This window comes from Weissella tructae (assembly GCF_000732905.1).
Classification (GTDB): domain Bacteria; phylum Bacillota; class Bacilli; order Lactobacillales; family Lactobacillaceae; genus Weissella; species Weissella tructae.
Genome location: NZ_CP007588.1, coordinates 1223906 through 1243751, shown reverse-complemented (window position 1 = coordinate 1243751; position 19846 = coordinate 1223906). Strand labels below are relative to the sequence as shown.

The 19846-nt window shown below is 41.7% G+C and carries 18 protein-coding genes; 14 read left to right on the top strand and 4 right to left on the bottom strand.

Translation table 11 applies throughout. From position 1 onward, the window contains the following. The first annotated feature begins 91 nt into the window (after positions 1-91). The 3 genes from WS08_RS06145 (at position 92) to WS08_RS06135 (ending at position 4927) form a co-directional block, all read left to right on the top strand. Positions 92-1813 carry an ABC transporter ATP-binding protein gene (locus WS08_RS06145; protein WP_038566708.1) on the top strand — a complete coding sequence of 574 codons (1722 nt, stop codon included), beginning with the start codon at positions 92-94 and terminating at the stop codon, positions 1811-1813. Further along, a complete protein-coding gene (locus WS08_RS06140) occupies positions 1813-3594 on the top strand; it encodes an ABC transporter ATP-binding protein (protein WP_009765102.1) in 1782 nt (593 codons plus the stop codon). The genes WS08_RS06145 and WS08_RS06140 overlap by 1 nt, the downstream gene beginning before the upstream one ends. Before the next feature lie 148 nt (positions 3595-3742). Continuing rightward, entirely contained in the window at positions 3743-4927 is a 1185-nt protein-coding gene (locus WS08_RS06135) for an LPXTG cell wall anchor domain-containing protein (protein WP_009765101.1), read from the top strand. Positions 4928-5068: 141 nt separating this feature from the next. Here the strand turns inward: WS08_RS06135 and WS08_RS06130 are convergent, their stop codons facing one another. The 4 genes from WS08_RS06130 to WS08_RS06115 form a co-directional block, all read right to left on the bottom strand. Continuing rightward, positions 5069-5257, bottom strand: coding sequence for a hypothetical protein (locus WS08_RS06130; protein ID WP_009765100.1), 189 nt, complete (start codon positions 5255-5257; stop codon positions 5069-5071). Between the two features lie 423 nt (positions 5258-5680). Continuing rightward, on the bottom strand, positions 5681-6625 hold the full coding sequence (locus tag WS08_RS06125; RefSeq protein WP_009765098.1) for a nucleoside hydrolase: 945 nt from the start codon (positions 6623-6625) through the stop codon (positions 5681-5683). 18 nt (positions 6626-6643) lie between these two features. Continuing rightward, positions 6644-7558: a ribonucleoside hydrolase RihC gene (gene rihC / locus WS08_RS06120; protein ID WP_009765097.1), complete on the bottom strand. Its 915-nt coding sequence runs from the start codon at positions 7556-7558 to the stop codon at positions 6644-6646. A gap of 30 nt (positions 7559-7588) precedes the next feature. After that, the gene (locus tag WS08_RS06115; protein WP_009765096.1) at positions 7589-8815 is read right to left on the bottom strand and encodes a NupC/NupG family nucleoside CNT transporter; all 1227 of its coding nucleotides are present in this window, start codon (positions 8813-8815) and stop codon (positions 7589-7591) included. A gap of 292 nt (positions 8816-9107) precedes the next feature. Between WS08_RS06115 and rbsK the strand changes: the two genes are divergently transcribed. The 11 genes from rbsK (at position 9108) to glyA (ending at position 19842) form a co-directional block, all read left to right on the top strand. Beyond that, positions 9108-10040, top strand: a complete 933-nt coding sequence (rbsK, locus tag WS08_RS06110) for a ribokinase (protein ID WP_009765095.1) — start codon at positions 9108-9110, stop codon at positions 10038-10040. Beyond that, positions 10040-10729 (top strand): ribose-5-phosphate isomerase RpiA, encoded by a 690-nt coding sequence (gene rpiA, locus WS08_RS06105; RefSeq protein ID WP_009765094.1) that lies wholly within the window; start codon positions 10040-10042, stop codon positions 10727-10729. The genes rbsK and rpiA overlap by 1 nt, the downstream gene beginning before the upstream one ends. Positions 10730-10859: 130 nt before the next feature. Continuing rightward, on the top strand, positions 10860-11582 hold the full coding sequence (locus tag WS08_RS06100; protein ID WP_009765093.1) for a MucBP domain-containing protein: 723 nt from the start codon (positions 10860-10862) through the stop codon (positions 11580-11582). A gap of 28 nt (positions 11583-11610) precedes the next feature. Further along, a complete protein-coding gene (manA, locus tag WS08_RS06095; protein ID WP_009765092.1) occupies positions 11611-12576 on the top strand; it encodes a mannose-6-phosphate isomerase, class I in 966 nt (321 codons plus the stop codon). A gap of 104 nt (positions 12577-12680) precedes the next feature. Continuing rightward, positions 12681-14033, top strand: coding sequence for a Mur ligase family protein (locus WS08_RS06090; protein ID WP_009765091.1), 1353 nt, complete (start codon positions 12681-12683; stop codon positions 14031-14033). Positions 14034-14037: 4 nt separating this feature from the next. Continuing rightward, positions 14038-14745 (top strand): type 1 glutamine amidotransferase, encoded by a 708-nt coding sequence (locus WS08_RS06085; protein ID WP_009765090.1) that lies wholly within the window; start codon positions 14038-14040, stop codon positions 14743-14745. Between the two features lie 157 nt (positions 14746-14902). Continuing rightward, a complete protein-coding gene (locus WS08_RS06080) occupies positions 14903-15499 on the top strand; it encodes a thymidine kinase (protein ID WP_009765089.1) in 597 nt (198 codons plus the stop codon). A gap of 37 nt (positions 15500-15536) precedes the next feature. Continuing rightward, positions 15537-16619 carry a peptide chain release factor 1 gene (gene prfA / locus WS08_RS06075; protein ID WP_009765088.1) on the top strand — a complete coding sequence of 361 codons (1083 nt, stop codon included), beginning with the start codon at positions 15537-15539 and terminating at the stop codon, positions 16617-16619. 5 nt (positions 16620-16624) lie between these two features. After that, a complete protein-coding gene (prmC, locus tag WS08_RS06070) occupies positions 16625-17500 on the top strand; it encodes a peptide chain release factor N(5)-glutamine methyltransferase (protein ID WP_038528603.1) in 876 nt (291 codons plus the stop codon). Positions 17501-17504: 4 nt separating this feature from the next. Next, positions 17505-18521: an L-threonylcarbamoyladenylate synthase gene (locus WS08_RS06065; protein ID WP_009765086.1), complete on the top strand. Its 1017-nt coding sequence runs from the start codon at positions 17505-17507 to the stop codon at positions 18519-18521. 70 nt (positions 18522-18591) lie between these two features. Next, positions 18592-19842 carry a serine hydroxymethyltransferase gene (gene glyA / locus WS08_RS06060; protein WP_009765085.1) on the top strand — a complete coding sequence of 417 codons (1251 nt, stop codon included), beginning with the start codon at positions 18592-18594 and terminating at the stop codon, positions 19840-19842. The last annotated feature ends 4 nt before the right edge of the window (positions 19843-19846 follow it).

The window sequence follows — 19846 nt, the reverse complement described above, 5'->3', positions numbered from 1 at the left end:
TATGGCAACATAAACGCTTTTAAGTTCGATTTAACCTAACAGGTTTGATTGAATGGTATACTAGCAAGATTGGAGAAATGGGAGGAAAAACATGAAATTCATATTTTCATATGTAAAAAATTACAAAGTTGATGCATTTTGGGCCTTTGTAACAGTTACAATTGCGGCTATTGCGAGTCTATGGCAACCAAAGCTATTGCAACAAGTGATTCAAGCAATTGCCGAAGATAAGATGAGCCAAATGTATCCCTTGGGTGGACAATTAATTGCTATCGCCTTAGTTGGTTTGGTAGCAGGTGCGATTAGTACCGTGTTTTCTGCGCGTATTGCGATGGGAGTAGCGGCAGATATTCGTTCAGATGAATACAAGAAAATTCAAAGTTTCTCATTTGGGAACATTGAACAATTCTCAGCTGGAAACCTAGTCGTGCGTATGACAAACGACGTGCAACAAATTCAAACAATGGTTATGTCTTTGTTCCAGACGGTGCTACGTATTCCAATGTTGTTTGTTGGGGCACTTGTTCTTGCCTTGATTACATTGCCACAATTGTGGTGGGTAATTTTGGTGATGATTGTTTTGATTGTAGGAATCTCAATGATGGTATTTACCCCAATGGGAAAGTACTTCGGATCAATTCAAACATACATTGATAAAACAAACGGATTGGCCAAGCAAAACTTGCAAGGTGTCCGGGTGGTGAAGTCATTTAATCAAGAATCACGTGAAGAAGACAACTTCAATGAAGTTGCGGACGATTTGACAGATATCAATATTAAAATTGGGTACCTGTTTGCGATTCTAATGCCAGCATTTATGTTGGTTGGGGAATTGGCAATTGCCGTTTCAGTTTGGTTTGTTGCATCTAATGTGGTATCAGATCCAACGATGCTTGGTGCATTAACTTCCTTTGTTAATTACTTGATGCAAATTATGATGTCTATCGTAATGGGTGGATTCATGATGACATTCGCGGCACGTGGACTTGTATCTGCTGGTCGTGTTAAGGAAGTTATGGATACAAAGCCTGATTTGACATTCGATGCAGACGCGCCAGAAGAGAACCTAACAGGTGTTGTTAAATTTGATGACGTTAGTTTTTCATATCCTGGTGATGAAACACCAGTTTTGAAGCACGTTTCTTTCAAGGTTGAATCTGGAGAGATGGTTGGAATTGTTGGTGCGACTGGATCAGGTAAATCAACATTGGCACAACTAATTCCTCGTTTGTACGATCCAACTGAAGGGGTGGTTAAAGTTGGGGATGAGAACTTAAAGCATGTTAATGAAGGATCATTACGTCGCGCAGTCTCATTTGTGTTACAACGTGCAACATTGTTCTCTGGAAAGATTTCAGATAATTTGCGTCATGGGAAAGCTGATGCCACAACGGATGACATGAAGCGTGCAGCACGTATCGCACAAGCAGCAGAATTCGTAGAAAAGTACGAAGATACGTATGAACATGCGGTTGAAGAACGTTCAGCTAACTTCTCTGGTGGGCAAAAGCAACGTCTATCAATTACACGAGGTGTGATTGGTAATCCTGCCATTTTGATTTTGGACGATTCAACATCTGCTTTGGATGCGAAGTCTGAAAAGAAGGTCCAAGAAGCCTTGGATACAGAGTTGAAAGAAACAACAACCTTCGTTATTGCCGAAAAGATTTCATCTGTAATTAATGCAGACCGTATCTTTGTTATGGATGAAGGGCAATTAGTTGGTGAAGGAACTCATGCTGAATTGCTTGAGACATCACCAATCTACCGTGAAATTTATGCAACACAAAAAGCACAGGAGGTAGTTGACTAATGGCAAGTTTATGGCAAGCCGCAAAGTTCTTTGCGCATTATTTTAAGCGTTATAAGTTTGGTATGTTGGTTATGTTTGTGTTCATGGCATTAGCAACATACTTCCAAGTTAAAGCACCTGTTTACATGGGTAAGGCAATTCAAGAAATTGCGGATTACATGATGTTAGCTTTAAACCCAGCTACGGCCGCACAAGCATCGCCAGATAAGGTGCACCATGCAATCTGGATGTTTGTGATGTTTGTTGTATTGATGGCATTGGGATTGTTGATTACATCATTTGCGCAAGCAATTGTGTCTTCTAAGGCTGTTGGTGACATGCGTAAGGGCTTGTTTGGGAAGTTACAACGCATGACAATTAAGTACTTTGATTCACATCGTGACGGAGACGTGTTGTCTCGTTTTACATCCGATATTGATAACATCTACAATGCAATGAACGAAGCTATTTTCCAATTGTTCTCACAACTTGCTTTGATGATTGGTGTCTTGTGGATGATGTTCAGTCAAAGTACTGAAATGGCTTGGGTCACGATTGCATCTACGCCAGTTGCTTTGTTACTAGCTGTTTTGATTATCCGTAAGGCTGAAAAGTTTGTGAACCTACAACAAGCTGAAGTTGGAGAATTGAATGGATTCGTTAATGAACAAATTAACGGAGAACAAGTTATTATCACAAATGGACTACAAGAAAAGACTGTTGGTCAATTTGAAGAACACAATGAAAAGGTTCGAAATGCGACTTTCAAGGGGCAAGTTTGGTCAGGTATTCTATATCCTTTGATGATGGGGATGAGCTTGATGAATACGGCGATTGTTATCTTCTTTGGGGGATACTTAGCCTTGGACGGACGTTTGGACCGTGCCGTAGCATTGGGATTAATCGTGATGTTCGTTAATTTCTCACAACAATACTACCAACCAATTACGCAAATTACGGCAACATACAACATGTTGCAATTAGCTGTGACTGGTGCGAAGCGTATTGAAGAAATTATGGATCAAGACGAAGAAGTTAATCCAGAAAATGGACGTCAATTGACAGGTATTGAACGTGAAGTTTCATTGAACGATGTTCACTTTAGTTATAATGAAGGTAATGAAATTTTACATGGAATTGATGTAACCGTTCAAAAGGGGCAAATGGTTGCCTTGGTTGGACCAACTGGATCTGGAAAAACAACCGTTATGAATCTATTGAACCGCTTCTATGACGTTGATAGTGGGGCAGTTACATTCGATGGTGTGGATGTTCGAGATATGGATTTGAAGAGTTTGCGTGATCATGTTGGAATCGTACTCCAAGAATCAGTAATCTTTAGTGGAACTGTACGTGAAAATATTGCCTTTGGTGAATTTGATGCGACTGATGAAGCCGTTGAAAATGCAGCGAAGCAAGCTAATATTCATGACTTTATTATGACTTTGCCCGATGGTTACAACACTGAAGTAAGTGATGAAAATTCAGTATTTTCAACTGGACAAAAGCAGTTATTGTCAATTGCACGTACAATTTTGACGAATCCAGATTTGTTGATTTTGGATGAAGCGACATCTAACGTGGATACTGTGACAGAAGCTCGTATTCAAAAAGCGATGGATAATGTGATTAGTGGGCGAACAAGTTTCGTTATCGCACATCGTTTGAAGACGATCTTAGGCGCAGACAAGATTGTTGTTTTGCGTGATGGTAATGTCATTGAAGAAGGAAGTCATGCTGAATTATTAGCACTTGACGGATTCTATGCAGAGTTGTACCACAATCAAATGGTGTTTGAATAACAAATGAATATCATATAAAAACGGCTTCGGCCGTTTTTTTATTGTATTAAACGCACTTTTAATTGATTTAAATGTTGAGAATTCCTTAATTTTTAGCTATACTGAAATTATCAATATTATATAGTGAAAAATTGGGAGAATATGCGTAATGATTATGAAGAACGTTTTGTTGGCCTCAGCCGCGTTGATGGGATTGGGAGCTGTTGATACAGTAAATGCAGATGAAACTAAGTCAGTTGATAACAAGGCTGCCGTAGTTGCTGCCATTGAAGAAGTTGAAGCTAAGAATACACTTGTATTTGCGGCACCAGCTGAAGCAGATATGGACGAAGAAGAAATCGACGACGACGAAGAAGTAGAAGATGAAGAAGAAATCGACGACGAAGAAGAAGTAGAAGATGAAGAAGAAGTCGACAACGAAGAAGAAGTAGAAGATGAAGAAGAGTTTGACGAAGCTTACGATGCAGAAATCGATGAAATGAATTCTCGATTTGAAGCGTTGCAAGAGTTGGCAGATTCATTGCTAGAAGAAGATGAAGTAGATGTTCAAGAATTTTTGGATGCATATTTTAATGATGTAGTAGATCTACAAGCAGAATTGCTAGAATTCATTGAAGAAAATGGAGAATCTGAAGAAGCAGCTGAACTATTGGATCAATTAACTGCGTACTTGGAAGAAGTTCAACCAACCGTTGAAGACATTCAAGCCTTGTTGGAAGCGTTAGAAAACGGTGATATTACGGACGAAGAATTTGATAACAAGTTTTTCGAAGTATTAGGATTTGTTACTGAAGAAGATACAAAGCCTGAAGATAAGGAAGATACAAAGCCTGAAGATAAGGAAGATACAAAGCCTGAAGATAAGGAAGATACAAAGCCTGAAGCCAAGGAAGACACAAAGCCTGAAGCTAAGGAAGACACAAAGCCTGAAGCTAAGGAAGACACAAAGCCTGAAGCCAAGGAAGACACAAAGCCTGAAGCCAAGGAAGATACAAAGCCTGAAGCTAAGGAAGACACAAAGCCTGAAGCTAAGGAAGACACAAAGCCTGAAGCTAAGGAAGATACAAAGCCTGAAGCTAAGGAAGACACAAAGCCTGAAGCCAAGGAAGACACAAAGCCTGAAGCCAAGGAAGACACAAAGCCTGAAGCTAAGGAAGACACAAATGCAGTTGCACCAAAGGCTGGAGTAGTGGCGCCAAAGGCAACTGAACAACGTACACAAACAGAAACTTTGCCAGAAACTGGTTCAGATGCTAAGTCATTTGTTTCAGTAATTGGAGCCCTATTGGCTGGATTGACTGTTTGGGGATTCGGATTTAAGAAGCGTGGATAATATTTAGGAAGTCATTGGCATAAAGCCGATGGCTTTTTTTATTCGCGTAAATCAGTATCTGGAGATTTGAAGGGCACAAAAAAACAACGTATCTAGGGCGTTTTCTGGCTTTAGATACGTTGTTTTTTGTTGGGGGTGTTGCTACTTAGCGTGTTCTTCTAAAGGGCTTGATTTACGTAAAAGGTCTAGTAAGTAGAAGACAATCAATTCTACAAAGGCTAGACCTCCGAATGTCCATTTTGCCCAGGCTTCAGGGAAGATGAATGCCATTGAAATCGTTCCTAGGAAGATGACAGTAATTAAAGAAAACCAGATAATCTTAGTGAACATTGTATTAATCCTCCATGTGTAAAAGTTGTTGTAAGTGTTTGATTTGTGTATGTCTTAAACGTGTATTTTTAAGGTCTGTGAGTGTTACGACAGGTAACTGCATTAATACTGCGAGGTGGTTCAACTCACGCTTAGAAAGTGTATTAAGACGGGTTTGTAGCTGATTGATTTGATTATATCTTTGGCGCTCAATGTAATATAGCCAGACTGCCACGTGGGAAACATTAAGACGATAACGATCCATTGTGACTGGATGGGACTAAAGTAGAGAGCCAATAATAACGTGCTACCGATTAAAGAAGCATAATACCAATAATGTTTTATAAATGTATCTTTCATAATGAGTCCTTACTAACATTGTAGCACGTTACTCATTTTGGACAAAAAGAAAAACACTAGCCAAATGACTAGTGTTTTTCTGAATTACTTAAGCACGTTTTCCATGTAGTTCATGAAGCGTTCTAGGTAGAAGTCTTCATCTACATCGATAGCGGCGTAGTTGTTCTTAACAGGATCTAGAAGACGCTTTGGATCTCCGATCGTACGACCGTCTTCGTGTGAAACCATCATGTTGATTGGGAATAGTGACACCAAAGCTGGGTCAACAGCCACACCAACAGCTAGTGGGTCATGCAAAGCAGCTCCACGTTCGTCGATACCAAGGTCGCGGTAGGCGTCGATGTAGAAATCAAAGATATCTGCCATCACAGTAGCCTTATCTGTACCAAGGTCACGCCATTGTTGTGTTTCCTTCTTAGTCAACAATGTCTTCATTGTTACGTCCAAACCAACCATGACCATCATCTTAGCGTTACGGAATACGTAATCGGCTGCCTTAGGGTCTTGGTTGATGTTTGCTTCAGTGTAGGCTGTAACATTTCCTGGAATTGTCAAAGCACCACCCATGATTGTGATGTTACCAATCAAGTCAGCAATTTCTGGGTCCTTTTGCATAGCGTCAGCCAAGTTAGTAAGAGGACCAGTTGGTACGATAATCAAATCGTCAGCGTACTTGTGAGCAGCTTCGATAATGAAATCAACACCGTGTTGTGATTCAACAGGACGCTTTGCAGTAGGAAGTTCTACCTTACCAAGTCCACGTTGTCCGTGAATTTGCTTTGAGATTTCCATTGTTTCAAAGTCTTCAGTATCTGATGAGTGACTGTGTCCGATGAATACGGGAACATCAGTTGCTTCAAACTTTTCAAGCATCTTCAAGCTGTTTTCGGCTGAGATATCAACCAAAGTGTTTCCGTATGAACTAACAATACCAATTAGATCAGCATCAGGTGTAGCAAGCGCATAGGCGATAGCCAATACGTCGTCAATACCTGTGTCCAAATCCAAAATCATTTTCTTCTTTGCCATAGTGTTTCTCCTGAAAAATTAATTCATCAAGCTAACTTGCTCAAGGAACCATGTGTTAAAGTTGGCGGCATCGATATCGATACCAACTTCAGCATTGTGGAAATCATCTTCGTGCCAACGGTGTTGTGTATCGGCAACAGTTGCCCCAATAGCAGGTCCTTCAGTGATAACATCAATCGCTTCTGGGCGAGTTGTAATCAGGTCAGGGTTAACTGCGTAAAGGATTGTGTTAACGTCGTGCATAGGCTTACCACCTTCGTGCACGTCACCGTAAGCAGTGATGATTCCGTAAAGCATTTCACCAGCTCGACCAAGCGTGCGAAGTGCTTCTGTTGTTTCAGTTGTAATCAAAGCGTTTAATGTAACATCTAGGCCAATCATAACGATTGGTAGACCGCTTTCGAAGACAACCTTTGCAGCGTCAGGGTCAGTGAAGACATTAAATTCTGCGACTGAACTGACGTTTCCCCCAGAGATAGATCCACCCATTAGGATAAGTTCCTTAATTAGGGCACCGTCTTCAGGGTACTTTTGTAGTAATAGTGCGATATTTGTATATGCACCAGTTGCAATAATTGTCATAGGGGCATCCGCAGCGTGGAGTTCGTTGTGGATAGCCTCAACAGCATCAATCTGTAATGGTTGACTGTGTGCTTCTGGGAAATCATAACCAGGCATACCAGATTCACCGTGAATATATGACGCATCCTTAAATTCGCGCTTCAATGGTGCTTTAGCACCAGCAGCAACAGGTGTGTCTTTACCAAAGAAATCTACTAACTTAAGCGCGTTGTTAGTTGTCTTTTCAACACTAACATTTCCAGCGACAGTAGTAATCAAACGAACATCTAGAGCAGGGTTGTTTAAGGCAACCGCGATAGCAGCAGCGTCATCAACACCAGGATCCATATCTAAAATTACAGCTTTAACCATGAGTTATCTCCTAATTAAATTAAGCGTTGTTTACCAAACGAACAATCCTGCAATCGCAGCAGATAGAAGTGAAACTAAGATACCAGCGATTAGCAAGTTCATAACGCGGTTAGCGATATAGTCAGACTTTTCCTTAGATACCAAGCTCTTGAAGGCACCAAGGATCATTCCGATTGTACTGAAGTTGGCAAAACTTGTAAGGAATACAGTTACAACAGCCTTGGCGTGTTCGTTAGCGAACAAACCAGTACCGGCCATGATGTTCTTTGAGATTTCTCCCATAACAACGAATTCGTTAGTAACCAACTTCATTCCCATCAATTGCGCAATTTCGAACGCTTCAGAAACGTTAAATCCAAGCAACCAAGTCAATGGGAACAAAACAACTCCGAAGATGTTTTGTAGCTTCAACCATTCCAAACCAGTCAAACTGAATAGGGCGTCAACCAAAGCGGCCAAGGCAACGAATCCAATAACTGATGCAGTGATGATCAAGATCAAACGACCGGCACCCAAGATTGAGTCACCGATGAATGAGAAGACAGGTTCGCGGTGATCTTCATCACCGTGAATTGATACGATTGTATCTTCTTCTTCAGGAACATCGACAGGGTTAAGCATTGATGAAATAACAATAGCACCCAAAATGTTCAATGGGATAGCAGCCATAACGTACTTACCAGGAACCATTGTTGTGTAGGCTCCGATAACTGATGCAGTCACACAGCTCATTGACATCAAAGCTAGTGTGTAGTTACGACGAGCACTCATCGCGTTCAATTGTGTCTTAGAAACAGCCAAAACTTCAGTGTTTCCCAAGAACATCATTTCAACAGAGAAGAATGCTTCGAACTTAGGTTGTCCAGTAACAGCTGACAATCCACGTCCAATCCACTTGATAACGAATGGTAGGATACCAAAGTAGTTAAGCAAGTCGAAGAATGGAACAATCATCAACATTGGTAGTAGGGCACTAGTAACGAAGTTCGGGAATCCAGTTGTTGGTTGCAACCAGTCTGGCAACGCGAATGCGATACCAGCGTTAGAAACGTCAACCAACCACTTAAATCCTTCAGCGGCTCCTTGCACGATTTCTTGTCCAATGCTGAAACGCATGAAGAACCAAGCCAATGCAAGTTGGATAGCCACAACAGTAATCACTGAACGCCAGTGAATTCCCTTGCGGTTGTCAGAGAACAAATATGCAATGCCTAAGAAGACAAAGATACTCAAAAAATTAACAATCATAAATAACATCAAGTATTACCTCACAAATACTTTCAATAGAATTATAAAATTAAAACGTTTACATTGCGATTATAACAAACATTTAGAGCTTGTGTACCCCTTTTCTGAAATTAAACTTAATAATGAAATATAACTGTAAAATTAATTTAAAGTAAAACGTTTTACAATAGTGGTACACTATTTAAGAACCCAAAATAAAAACGGTTACATTTTTTAACATAAAAGCTGGTGTGTGACCGAAAATTTGGTAGAATATAAAGTAAATATAGTAAATTGTGCCCCACTAACTAAGGAGTGAGTTATGAATAAAGTCGTTGTTATCGGAAGTTTGAATATTGATGTTATCCAAAAGATGGCGCGTTTGCCTCGTCAAGGTGAAACCCTAGGAATGATTGACCAAAGCACTAACTTTGGTGGTAAGGGTGCTAACCAAGCCGTTGCGGCTGCTCGTCAAGGCGCTGAAGTTGCCTTTGTTGGATCTGTTGGAGACGACGGTCGTGGTCAAAGCTACATCGACCTACTTAATGAAGAAGGTGTGGACACACGCAATATTTCAATCAAGAAGGATATGGCGACTGGAACTGCCTACATTATGTTGGAAGAAGATGGTCACAACACTATCTTGGTATACGGTGGTGCTAACCAAGCATTGACTGTTGCTGATGTTGAAGCAGCTCGTGATGTTTTGTTGGATGCTGATATCGTTGTGGCACAACTTGAAGTACCACAAGAAGCAATCTTGGCAGGATTTAAGATTGCACATGAAAACGGGGCAATGACTTTGTTGAACCCAGCACCAGTTACAAACCACGTTGATTCAGAATTGCTAGCACAAACTGATTTGTTGATTCCTAACGAAACAGAAGCAGCTGCTTTGTTAGAAGCAGAAGCAACAACTGATGCAGCTGAATTGGCAGAAAGCATGAAGCGTTTTGAAAACGAATTAGGTATCAAGCAATTGATGGTTACTTTGGGTTCAGATGGATCTTTCTACCATATTAATGGTGCTGACGGTGTTGTACCTAGTTTCAAGGTTAAGGCTGTGGACACAACAGCTGCTGGGGACACATTTATTGGTAGTGTTGCAACTATCTTGCAACCAGACTTCTCAGACGTTGAAAATGTTATCCGTCGTGCCAGCTTTGCAAGTAGCTTAGTTGTTTCACGTCCGGGTGCAATTCCAGCTATTCCGTTCAAGCAAGAAATTGAAGATGGATTGAAGGAGCAAGCATAATGACTAACTTAGAAGTATTAGATGCACAAAAGCAAAAGGCAGCTCAAAAGGCAGCCTCATTGATGCCAAACAACGCTGTTATTGGTTTGGGTACAGGAAGTACAGCCGCACACTTCGTTCGTGCTTTGGCCGAACGTGTGAAGAACGAAGGTCTTCAAATTGAAGCCGTTTCAACTTCATTCCGTACAGCAGACTTGGCAACTTCATTGGGAATTAAGGTTCTTGATATTGATGAAGTAAAGCATGTTGACGTAACTGTTGACGGTGCTGACGAAGTTGACCCAGCCTTGAACGGTATCAAGGGTGGTGGAGCCGCTTTGTTGTTTGAAAAGGTTGTCGCAATGATGTCAGATAAGAACATCTGGATCGTTGATTCATCAAAGTACCACACTGAATTGGGTTCATTCTTGTTGCCAATTGAAGTGGTTAAGTTTGGTAGCCAACAAGTATTCAACTTCTTAGCTGATAAGGGATTGCAACCACAATTCCGTATGACAGAAGCAAACGAAAAGTTGGCAACAGATTCAGAAAACTACATTATTGATGTACAATTACCAGCCGGAACAGATGTTTTGGCTTTGGGAACTGAATTGAAGGCAATGACTGGTGTCGTTGAACACGGACTCTTCTTAGAAATCTGTGACATGTTAATTATTGGTGGCGAAGAGATGGAAATCATCGAACGTTAATCAAATTAAAACGACCTTTCATTAGATAGGTCGTTTTTTTAATGTTTAAAAGCTGATAAAGGTACGGGCTAAACTTAAGGTTAATTGGTACAATAAGAGTACAAAACAATGTGGGGAAGGAAATATCGTTATGGTAGATGTGCGATTACAAGGGACACCAATATGGGTGTACGCCAAAGATGTGAATACCAAGCTATCAATTGCGCCACACCGTATCGTGGAAGGCGCCGTCGGGGACGCTTTTGCAATTGAACCTTTAGAACTTGAAGGTTATCAATTTGTGAAAGGTGATGGGACACCAACTGGTATTTTTAGTATGGAAGACCGGGTAGTGACATTTTATTACCGACGTAATAGTTATATGGAAACTGAGACGTTGGAAGATAGGTACTTAACCTTTTTGGATGAAGTGCCAACATATACTGACTTGACCCAAGAAACTTTAGCAACGCCAATCTGGCAAGGCACTGTTGTTAAAGTAGTCGAGCGAGTTGCGACTCGCGATGGTCATTTCTGGTATCAAATTGCGGACACGCGTTGGGTACCATTTAATTTCGAGACAATGCGATTGGGGCACAAGCCACAATCAACTACTGCACCTGACATGACACAACGACCGACAACGCAATTAGAGTTGTTGGACCGAGTGCATGTTAAGCAACAAGCAACCATTGATTATGTACCAACTAAAGATGTAACGGTATATGATGCGCCGTACGGTCGTGAGAGCGGGCGTGCAGTGCATGGTTTGCGCGTGACAACCGATGAAATTGCCCACGATTCTGGGGGGATTGAATGGTATCACATTGTTGATTTAGGTTGGGTATCAAAAATTTATTTAAAGTTGGATTAAAACAATTATATTTAGGCGAGGTGACGTGATGATGGAACCGTTGATTTTAGATGCTGTTTTACAAGACAAGATGTGGGGTGGAACACGCCTACATGAGCAATTTGATTTTGAATTACCAAGTGACCACACAGGTGAAGCCTGGGTGGCGTCAGGTCATGATCATGGCCTGACGGTCGTTAATAATGGTCGTTTCAAAGGACAGAATCTCGCCCAACTTTGGCAAAGTCAACCGACTTTGTTCGAAAATGACGATGTGAACCGTTCGTTCCCGTTGTTAGTTAAAATTTTAGATGCCCAACAGAACTTGTCTGTGCAAGTTCATCCAGATGATGAATATGCAGCAATCCATGCCCATGAACTGGGTAAAACCGAAGCTTGGTATGTATTGAATGCAGAACCTAATGCCCATATTTTCTTTGGACACAATGCGCAAACACCTGAAGAATTTGCAGCCCTTGTTGATGCAGGTCGCTGGGATGAATTGTTGCGCACCATTGATGTTAAGGCTGGGGATGTTTTCTATGTTCCTGCAGGAACATTGCATGCCCTAGGTGCCGGTGTTATGGTATTGGAAGTTCAAGAATCATCTGACACAACATATCGTGTTTACGACTTTGATCGTCGTGATGCTAAAACTGGTGAATTACGCGAATTACATCGTGAAGACGCACAAGCAGTCATGACGATTCCGTTTGTTGCTGAACACCCCGATATCGAAACGAAGACATCCGAGAACATTGATGTCACGAATCTAGTTGAAGCAGAAGCCTTTAATATCGTAAAATGGCATGTACATGGAAATGCAGAGATGTTGAAAGCTGCGCCTTATACAATCGTTACGGTGATTCAAGGTGAGGGTCAACTGGTGGTAGACGGTCAAACGTATGATTTGAAACGTGGGATAACCTTTATTTTGCCTAGTGATGTTTCAAACTGGCGATTTACTGGGGATGTCACAATGATTGCGTCAACACCAGGGAAAGCATCAATTTAATATAAAGTTAATCCACAAGCGTTATAATCCAGACCATTGTGGTATGTTTAAATGGATTGTATTTTGAAAAAGTCATGGCGGACATGGCGTAATAGGAGATAGATATGACTTTACGAAGTTCGCTGGCAACAGCTGTAGGACGAAGCGCCTACTTTGTGTTACATGATGTATTGAAGCGTGGGGGATCTTCATTGCCTGGGAAATTGGCGATGAAAGTAGATCCACAAGTAATGACGGATCTAGCAGAGAACTACGATGTTATCCTAATTACTGGAACAAATGGTAAGACGCTTACAACAGCATTGACGACACGTGTTTTGCGTGAAATGTATCCTGACGTGATTACAAATCCATCTGGGTCAAACATGATGCAAGGGATTACCGGAACAATGTTGACGGCTAAGCCTAAGGACAAGAATGCGCGTCCAATTGCCTTGTTGGAAGTTGACGAAGCAAACATTGAAGAAGTATCTCGTCAATTGAAGCCGATGGCTTTTGTTTTGACAAATATCTTCCGTGACCAAATGGACCGTTATGGTGAAATTTACACGACTTACGAAAAGATTCTAAAGGGAATTCGTTTATTCCCAGAAGCAACGGTGATTGCTAATGCAGATTCACCAGTCTTTTTGCGTGAAGAACTACCTAATCCAAAGGTCTACTATGGATTTAACCATGAACCTGCAACGGGTGAAATGCGTGCGCCAAGTAACACGGATGGTGTGTTGTCACCGACTGATCATTCAGTGCTACATTATCACTTTATGACATACGGAAACCAAGGATACTACTTTAGTAAGACGGACGACTTTAAGCGTCCAGAACTTGATTACGCTGTTACAAAGTTGATTGAAATGACACCACAATCTTCAACCTTTGAAATTGATAACCAACCATTTAAGATTGAAATTGGTGGGATGTACAACATCTATAATGCGTTAGCTGCTTATGCGGTTGGACGTTTTATGGGTGTTGAAGTACCACAAATTCAACATGCCTTTACATCGAATGCACAAATTTTTGGTCGCCAAGAAACAATCCAAGTGGCTGATAAGATTGTGACAATTGTTTTGATTAAGAACCCGGTTGGGGCAAATCAAGTGATTGATATGATGAAGACGGATGATCAGGACTTCTCATTGATGGCGCTTTTGAACGCTAATTATGCGGATGGAATTGATACAAGTTGGATTTGGGACGCTGATTTTGAATCACTACATGACACAGGTATTAAAGCTGTGGCGACTGGTGGTGAACGATACAAGGACATGTATGTTCGTCTAAAGATGGCTGGTTTTGGTGATCAACCAATTTATCCAAACATTAAAGATGTGATTGGCGCTATTAAAGAAATGCCAACAGAACACGTTTATGTGGCAGCTACGTACACAGCGATGCTACAATTGCGTGAAGAAATGAAGCAAGCAGGATACATTAAGTCAGAAGAGGAGGCGTAAGCGAATGGCTGAATATAAGTTAAATATTGCGCATCTTTACGGTGACTTGATGAATACCTATGGTGACTATGGAAATGCTGTTTCTTTGGCTTACTATGCAAAGCAATTAGGCGTTGAAATGGAGACCGAAATTATCTCACTAGGTGACAAGTTTGATGCGAAAGCATATGACTTTGTGTTGTTTGGTGGTGGTCAAGATTACGAACAACAAATCGTTTCAGAAGACTTGCCAAGTAAGGCTGAAGACATCAAGGCGTACATCGAAGCTGATGGACCTTTGTTGGGAGTCTGTGGTGGATTCCAATTGCTAGGTGATTACTTTATTTTGGCAGATGGAACACGTGTTGAAGGAATTAAGGCCATGGGTCACTACACATTGAATCAAACAGATAGCCGTTTCATTGGGGATGTGATTATTGAAGACCCAACTAATGGTGATATCTATCATGGTTTTGAAAATCATCAAGGGCGTACTTTCTTGGATGATAAGCAACGTCCACTTGGGAAGTTGAAGCAAGGCCAAGGAAACAATGGTGAAGATGGTGGTGAAGGACTTGTTTACCGCAATGTCTATGGAACATATTTCCACGGACCAATCTTTGCTCGTAATGGGAATCTAACTTTGCGCGTTTTGGAGAAGATGTTGAACCGTCGTTATCCAGATGTTGATTGGCATAGCCAAATCGCTGAAGTAGAACCTGAATTTTATTAATAAATGGGACGAGATATTAACGGCAATGAGTCGTTCTTATCTTGTCTTTTTTATTATGCAATCAATTTGCTTAGATGCTTTTTTTATGACCTAAATTTCGTTATACTGGTAAGCAGGACTAAAACGGCGTTTAGCCGAATTGAGAGGGGTACATCACATGGCACAACTATTTTTTAGACACGGGGCAATGGCCAGTGGAAAGAGTATTGAAATTCTAAAAGTCGCCCATAACTATGAAACACAGGGTCGTCATGTTTTGTTGCTAACTAGTGCGCTGGATGACCGTACTGAAATTGGTACGATTGCATCACGTATTGGTTTGAACCGCCCAGCTCGTGCGATTTCAGACGCTGATAACTTGTTTGAACTAATCAATAGTGAAGATGATGTTGCTGCTGTTTTGATTGATGAAGCACAATTTATGGCACCAGAACAAGTGCTGCAATTAACTAAAGTTGTGGATGAATTGAACATTCCGGTTTTGGCATTTGGACTAAAGAACGATGCCTTTAACCACCTATTTGCTGGGTCAGAAGCGTTGTTGATTTACGCTGACAAGATTGAGGAAATGAAGACGCTATGTTCATTCTGTGGTCGTAAGGCAACAATGAACTTGCGTGTCGCCGATGGACAACCTGTCTATGAAGGGGCACAAGTCCAAATTGGTGGGGATGAATCATACTTACCAGTTTGTCGTCGTCATTATAATGCACCAGACATGACTGCATTGACTGAACGTTTCGGCAAGAAATAATTAACAAACTACTATAAATAAAGAAGGATACAACACCATGAATGAAATTTTTGAACGTGTGCAAGCCGTGGTGGATCGTTATGACGAAATCAGCGAAATGATTTCTGATCCAACAATTATTGCGGACACAAAGCGCTTTATGGCCCTATCAAAAGAAGAAGGGCAACTTCGTGAAACAGTAGAAGCATTCCGTAACTACCAAGCAACCATCGAAGAAATCGACGCCAACAAGGAATTGTTGAACGAAGATTTGGATGCTGAAATGGAAGAAATGACTAAGGAAGAACTTAAGGAGCTACGTGCAACTAAGGACGCCTTGGAAGAAAAGCTAAAGGTGCTATTGCTACCTAAGGACCCTAACGATGACAAGAACATCATCATGGAAATCCACGGAGCTGCTGGTGGAGACGAAGGTGCTTTGTTTGCTGCTAACTTGTACGACATGTACGCCCGTTTTGCAGAACGTCAAAACTGGAACGTTGAAGTTATTGATGAAAACAAGACTGAAATTGGTGGATACAAGGAAATCGTTTTGATGATTACCGGAGATAACGTGTATTCAAAGTTGAAGTTTGAAAACGGTGCTCACCGTGTGCAACGTGTGCCTGAAACTGAATCAGCTGGACGTGTTCACACGTCAACAGCGACGGTTGGGGTTATGCCTGAATACGAAGATGTTGATATTGAAATTGAAGACAAGGATTTGCGTGTCGATGTTTACCGTGCCTCAGGGGCCGGGGGACAACACGTTAACAAGACGTCATCAGCCGTACGTATGACTCACTTGCCAACTGGTATTGTTGTGGCAATGCAAGACCAACGTTCACAACAACAAAACCGTTTGAAGGCGATGGAAATCATGAAGGCACGTGTGTATGATCACTATGCCTCACAAAACGAAGCTGAATATGCGGAACAACGTAAGACGGCCGTTGGTAGTGGGGATCGTTCAGAACGTATCCGTACTTACAACTACCCACAAAACCGTGTTACTGATCACCGTATCGGTTTGACCTTGAACAAGTTGGACCGTGTTATGAACGGTGAATTGAACGACGTAATTGATGCTTTGGTGATTGCCGATCAAACAGCAAAGCTTGAAGCCTTGAAGCAAGGGTAATGCTTATGTTTGATTCTTATGGTGGACTAGAGCCGCAAGAAACAATTGAATCTGTTCGTAACTGGGGTGACTATCAATTAGAACCTTATGTTCATGATAAAGAAGAACGCCTAGCCCAAATCGATTACCTATTGACGGGTATTTTGGATTGGAATTATAGTCAACTTTCTAATAATGCGAATACCATTTTAGAAGATGAACTATTGTTGCGCTTCAAGATGGCAATTAATGCTATCAAGGGTGGCCGTCCGGTACAATACGCTTTGGGGCATGCGGCTTTTTATGGTCGTGAATTTAATGTGGATAGTCGTGTCCTAATTCCGCGTCAAGAAACAGAAGAGTTAGTGGAGTGGATTTTAAGCACACAAGCTAAGTCAACCTTAGATGTATTGGATATTGGAACAGGATCAAGTGCAATTGCGACCACATTAGCAGTGGAACGTCCTGATTGGCAGGTAACTGCTAGCGATATCTCATCAGATGCATTAGCTGTTGCGAAGAGCAATGCTGATAAGTTTGATGCAGGTGTTCGTTTTGTTGAAAGTGATTTGTTTGCTTCTATTGAAGGTCAATATGATGTGATTGTTAGTAATCCACCTTATATTGCTGAAAGTGAAGAAGCACAAATGGATACGTCAGTCATTGGTTTTGAACCTCATTTAGCGTTATTCGCAGATGATGAAGGATTAGCTTTATATAAGCAAATGGCGCAAGATTTGTTGCGTTATTTGAAACCAACAGGACAAGCATTTTTTGAAATTGGTTATCAACAAGGACCTGCATTGGTTGCCTTGTTTGAAACCTTACCAAATGTGACCGTGACTCTGAAGCAAGATATGAGTGGCCATGATCGCATGATTCGTGTGCAACGGGAGGCATAATATGATGGAAACACAGATTTGGACATCATCAGAACTTTCAGCAGCCGTATCAGCTATTCAAGCCGGTCAACTGGTGTCATTTCCGAGTGAAACAGTCTATGGATTAGGAGCAAATGCTTTTAACGAGCAAGCAGTGCAACAAGTATATGCGGCTAAAGGACGCCCGTCCGATAACCCGCTGATTGTGCACGTCGCGGATATTGCTCAAGTCACTGACTTTGCACTAACAAATGCATGGGCAGATACTTTGATGGCTACTTTCTGGCCAGGTCCTTTGACGATGATTTTGCCTGTTAAGCCGGATGCATTGTCTGAAACGGTGACGGGTGGCCTAGATACAGTTGCGATTCGTATGCCGGATAATGATGTGACGCGTCAATTGATTCGTGATGCAGGTGTACCGTTAGTTGGGCCGTCAGCCAATACTTCTGGTCGACCATCACCAACTTTGGCTGCACACGTGTACCATGACTTGCAAGGAAAAATTGCAGGGGTGGTAGATGATGGTGCAACGATGATCGGGGTTGAATCAACGATTATTGATCTTTCAACGGAACAACCAACGGTTTTGCGTCCAGGTAAAATTACGCCAGAAGAATTGGCGGATGTGTTAGGTGTTGATGTGATTTCAGAGGTGACGATGAAAGATGCATCAGCTGCACCTAAGGCGCCGGGGATGAAATACCGTCATTATGCACCTGATAAGGATGTATTTATGGTTGCGGTAGATGAATGGTCTGATGTCTTGGCTTGGGTTGCAACGCACCCAAGTGAAGTGGGATTGATGATGCCCTCTTCTGTGATAACTGATTTGTCAGTATCGGATGCATGGTCATTAGGTGACGACGTGAACAGTGCGATGGCACAATTGTTTGCTGGATTACGTCATTTTGATGGTCGCGCAGAAATTCAAACAATTTTTGTTGCTGATTTCCCCCGAGATTCCATTCATGCGGCGTATAATAACCGTTTATTGAAAGCATCTGGTGGACATCGTGCAACAGAACTATGGACAGATTAGGTTCATCTGAGTACAATTGAGTAAGCTTAAACAGTGGGTATGATATAAAATTTCACGGAGGTGTACCACTATGACAAATTATCGAGAATATGATCCAGAACTATGGCAAGCGGTTGACCGCGAAGCCGATCGCCAAGAGCACAACATTGAGTTGATTGCTTCAGAAAACATTGCATCTGCCGGTGTACGTGCAGCACAAGGAAGTATCCTAACGAACAAGTATGCGGAAGGATACCCTGGTAAGCGTTACTATGGTGGAACAGAGTTTATTGATCAAATTGAACAATTAGCAATTGATCGTGCTAAGGAATTGTTTGGTGCAGAATATGCAAACGTTCAACCTCATTCAGGTTCACAAGCCAATGCGGCGGTTTACGCAGCATTGTTGGAACCGGGGGACGATGTATTAGGGATGGATTTGAATGCCGGGGGTCACTTGACTCACGGTTCACCCGTTAATTTTTCAGGTAAGCTATATAACTTCCATGATTATGGTTTGAATGACGAAGAATTGTTAGATTATGATCAAATTCAATCTTTGGCAAATGAATTCAAGCCAAAGCTAATTGTGGCGGGAGCTTCAGCCTACTCACGTTTTATTGATTTCGCGCGTTTGCGTGAAATTGCGGATTCAGTTGATGCCTACTTGATGATTGATATGGCGCACATTGCTGGTTTGATTGCCGCAGGTGTGCATCCATCACCAGTACCATATGCTGACGTTGTGACAACGACGACACACAAAACATTGCGTGGTCCACGTGGTGGGATGATCTTGGCTAAGGAAGAATTAGGTAAGAAGTTAAATTCAGCTATCTTCCCTGGTACACAAGGTGGTCCTTTGGAACACATCATTGCTGGTAAAGCAGCTGCCTTCTATGAAGATATGCAACCAGACTTTAAAGAGTATGGTGCGCAAATCGTGGCAAATGCGAAAGCAATGGTCGATGTTTTCCAACAATCAGACCTTGTTCGTGTGATTTCAGGTGGAACAGATAACCATTTGTTCAACTTGGACTTAACACCAACTGGTTTGACTGGAAAGGAAGCGCAAAATCTGTTGGATAGTGTGCAAATCACAACCAACAAAGAAGCGATTCCAAAGGAACCACGTAGTCCGTTTGTGACATCAGGTATCCGTATCGGAACACCAGCCATTACAACCCGTGGCTTTAAAGAAGCAGAATCAGCGCAAGTCGCTGAACTTGTCTTGGAAGCTCTAGCGCATCCAGAAGATGAAGCCATTCTGCAAGGGGTTGCTAAAAAAGTCCGTGCATTGACGGATCGTTTTCCATTGAGTGAAATCGAGCACGCCAAATAATTAA

Coding starts and splice junctions, on each gene's coding strand:
- WS08_RS06145 (WP_038566708.1), top strand. CDS start 92: ATGAAATTCATATTTTCATATGTAAAAAATTACAAAGTTGATGCATTT.
- WS08_RS06140 (WP_009765102.1), top strand. CDS start 1,813: ATGGCAAGTTTATGGCAAGCCGCAAAGTTCTTTGCGCATTATTTTAAG.
- WS08_RS06135 (WP_009765101.1), top strand. CDS start 3,743: ATGATTATGAAGAACGTTTTGTTGGCCTCAGCCGCGTTGATGGGATTG.
- WS08_RS06130 (WP_009765100.1), bottom strand. CDS start 5,257: ATGTTCACTAAGATTATCTGGTTTTCTTTAATTACTGTCATCTTCCTA.
- WS08_RS06125 (WP_009765098.1), bottom strand. CDS start 6,625: ATGGCAAAGAAGAAAATGATTTTGGATTTGGACACAGGTATTGACGAC.
- rihC (WP_009765097.1), bottom strand. CDS start 7,558: ATGGTTAAAGCTGTAATTTTAGATATGGATCCTGGTGTTGATGACGCT.
- WS08_RS06115 (WP_009765096.1), bottom strand. CDS start 8,815: ATGTTATTTATGATTGTTAATTTTTTGAGTATCTTTGTCTTCTTAGGC.
- rbsK (WP_009765095.1), top strand. CDS start 9,108: ATGAATAAAGTCGTTGTTATCGGAAGTTTGAATATTGATGTTATCCAA.
- rpiA (WP_009765094.1), top strand. CDS start 10,040: ATGACTAACTTAGAAGTATTAGATGCACAAAAGCAAAAGGCAGCTCAA.
- WS08_RS06100 (WP_009765093.1), top strand. CDS start 10,860: ATGGTAGATGTGCGATTACAAGGGACACCAATATGGGTGTACGCCAAA.
- manA (WP_009765092.1), top strand. CDS start 11,611: ATGATGGAACCGTTGATTTTAGATGCTGTTTTACAAGACAAGATGTGG.
- WS08_RS06090 (WP_009765091.1), top strand. CDS start 12,681: ATGACTTTACGAAGTTCGCTGGCAACAGCTGTAGGACGAAGCGCCTAC.
- WS08_RS06085 (WP_009765090.1), top strand. CDS start 14,038: ATGGCTGAATATAAGTTAAATATTGCGCATCTTTACGGTGACTTGATG.
- WS08_RS06080 (WP_009765089.1), top strand. CDS start 14,903: ATGGCACAACTATTTTTTAGACACGGGGCAATGGCCAGTGGAAAGAGT.
- prfA (WP_009765088.1), top strand. CDS start 15,537: ATGAATGAAATTTTTGAACGTGTGCAAGCCGTGGTGGATCGTTATGAC.
- prmC (WP_038528603.1), top strand. CDS start 16,625: ATGTTTGATTCTTATGGTGGACTAGAGCCGCAAGAAACAATTGAATCT.
- WS08_RS06065 (WP_009765086.1), top strand. CDS start 17,505: ATGGAAACACAGATTTGGACATCATCAGAACTTTCAGCAGCCGTATCA.
- glyA (WP_009765085.1), top strand. CDS start 18,592: ATGACAAATTATCGAGAATATGATCCAGAACTATGGCAAGCGGTTGAC.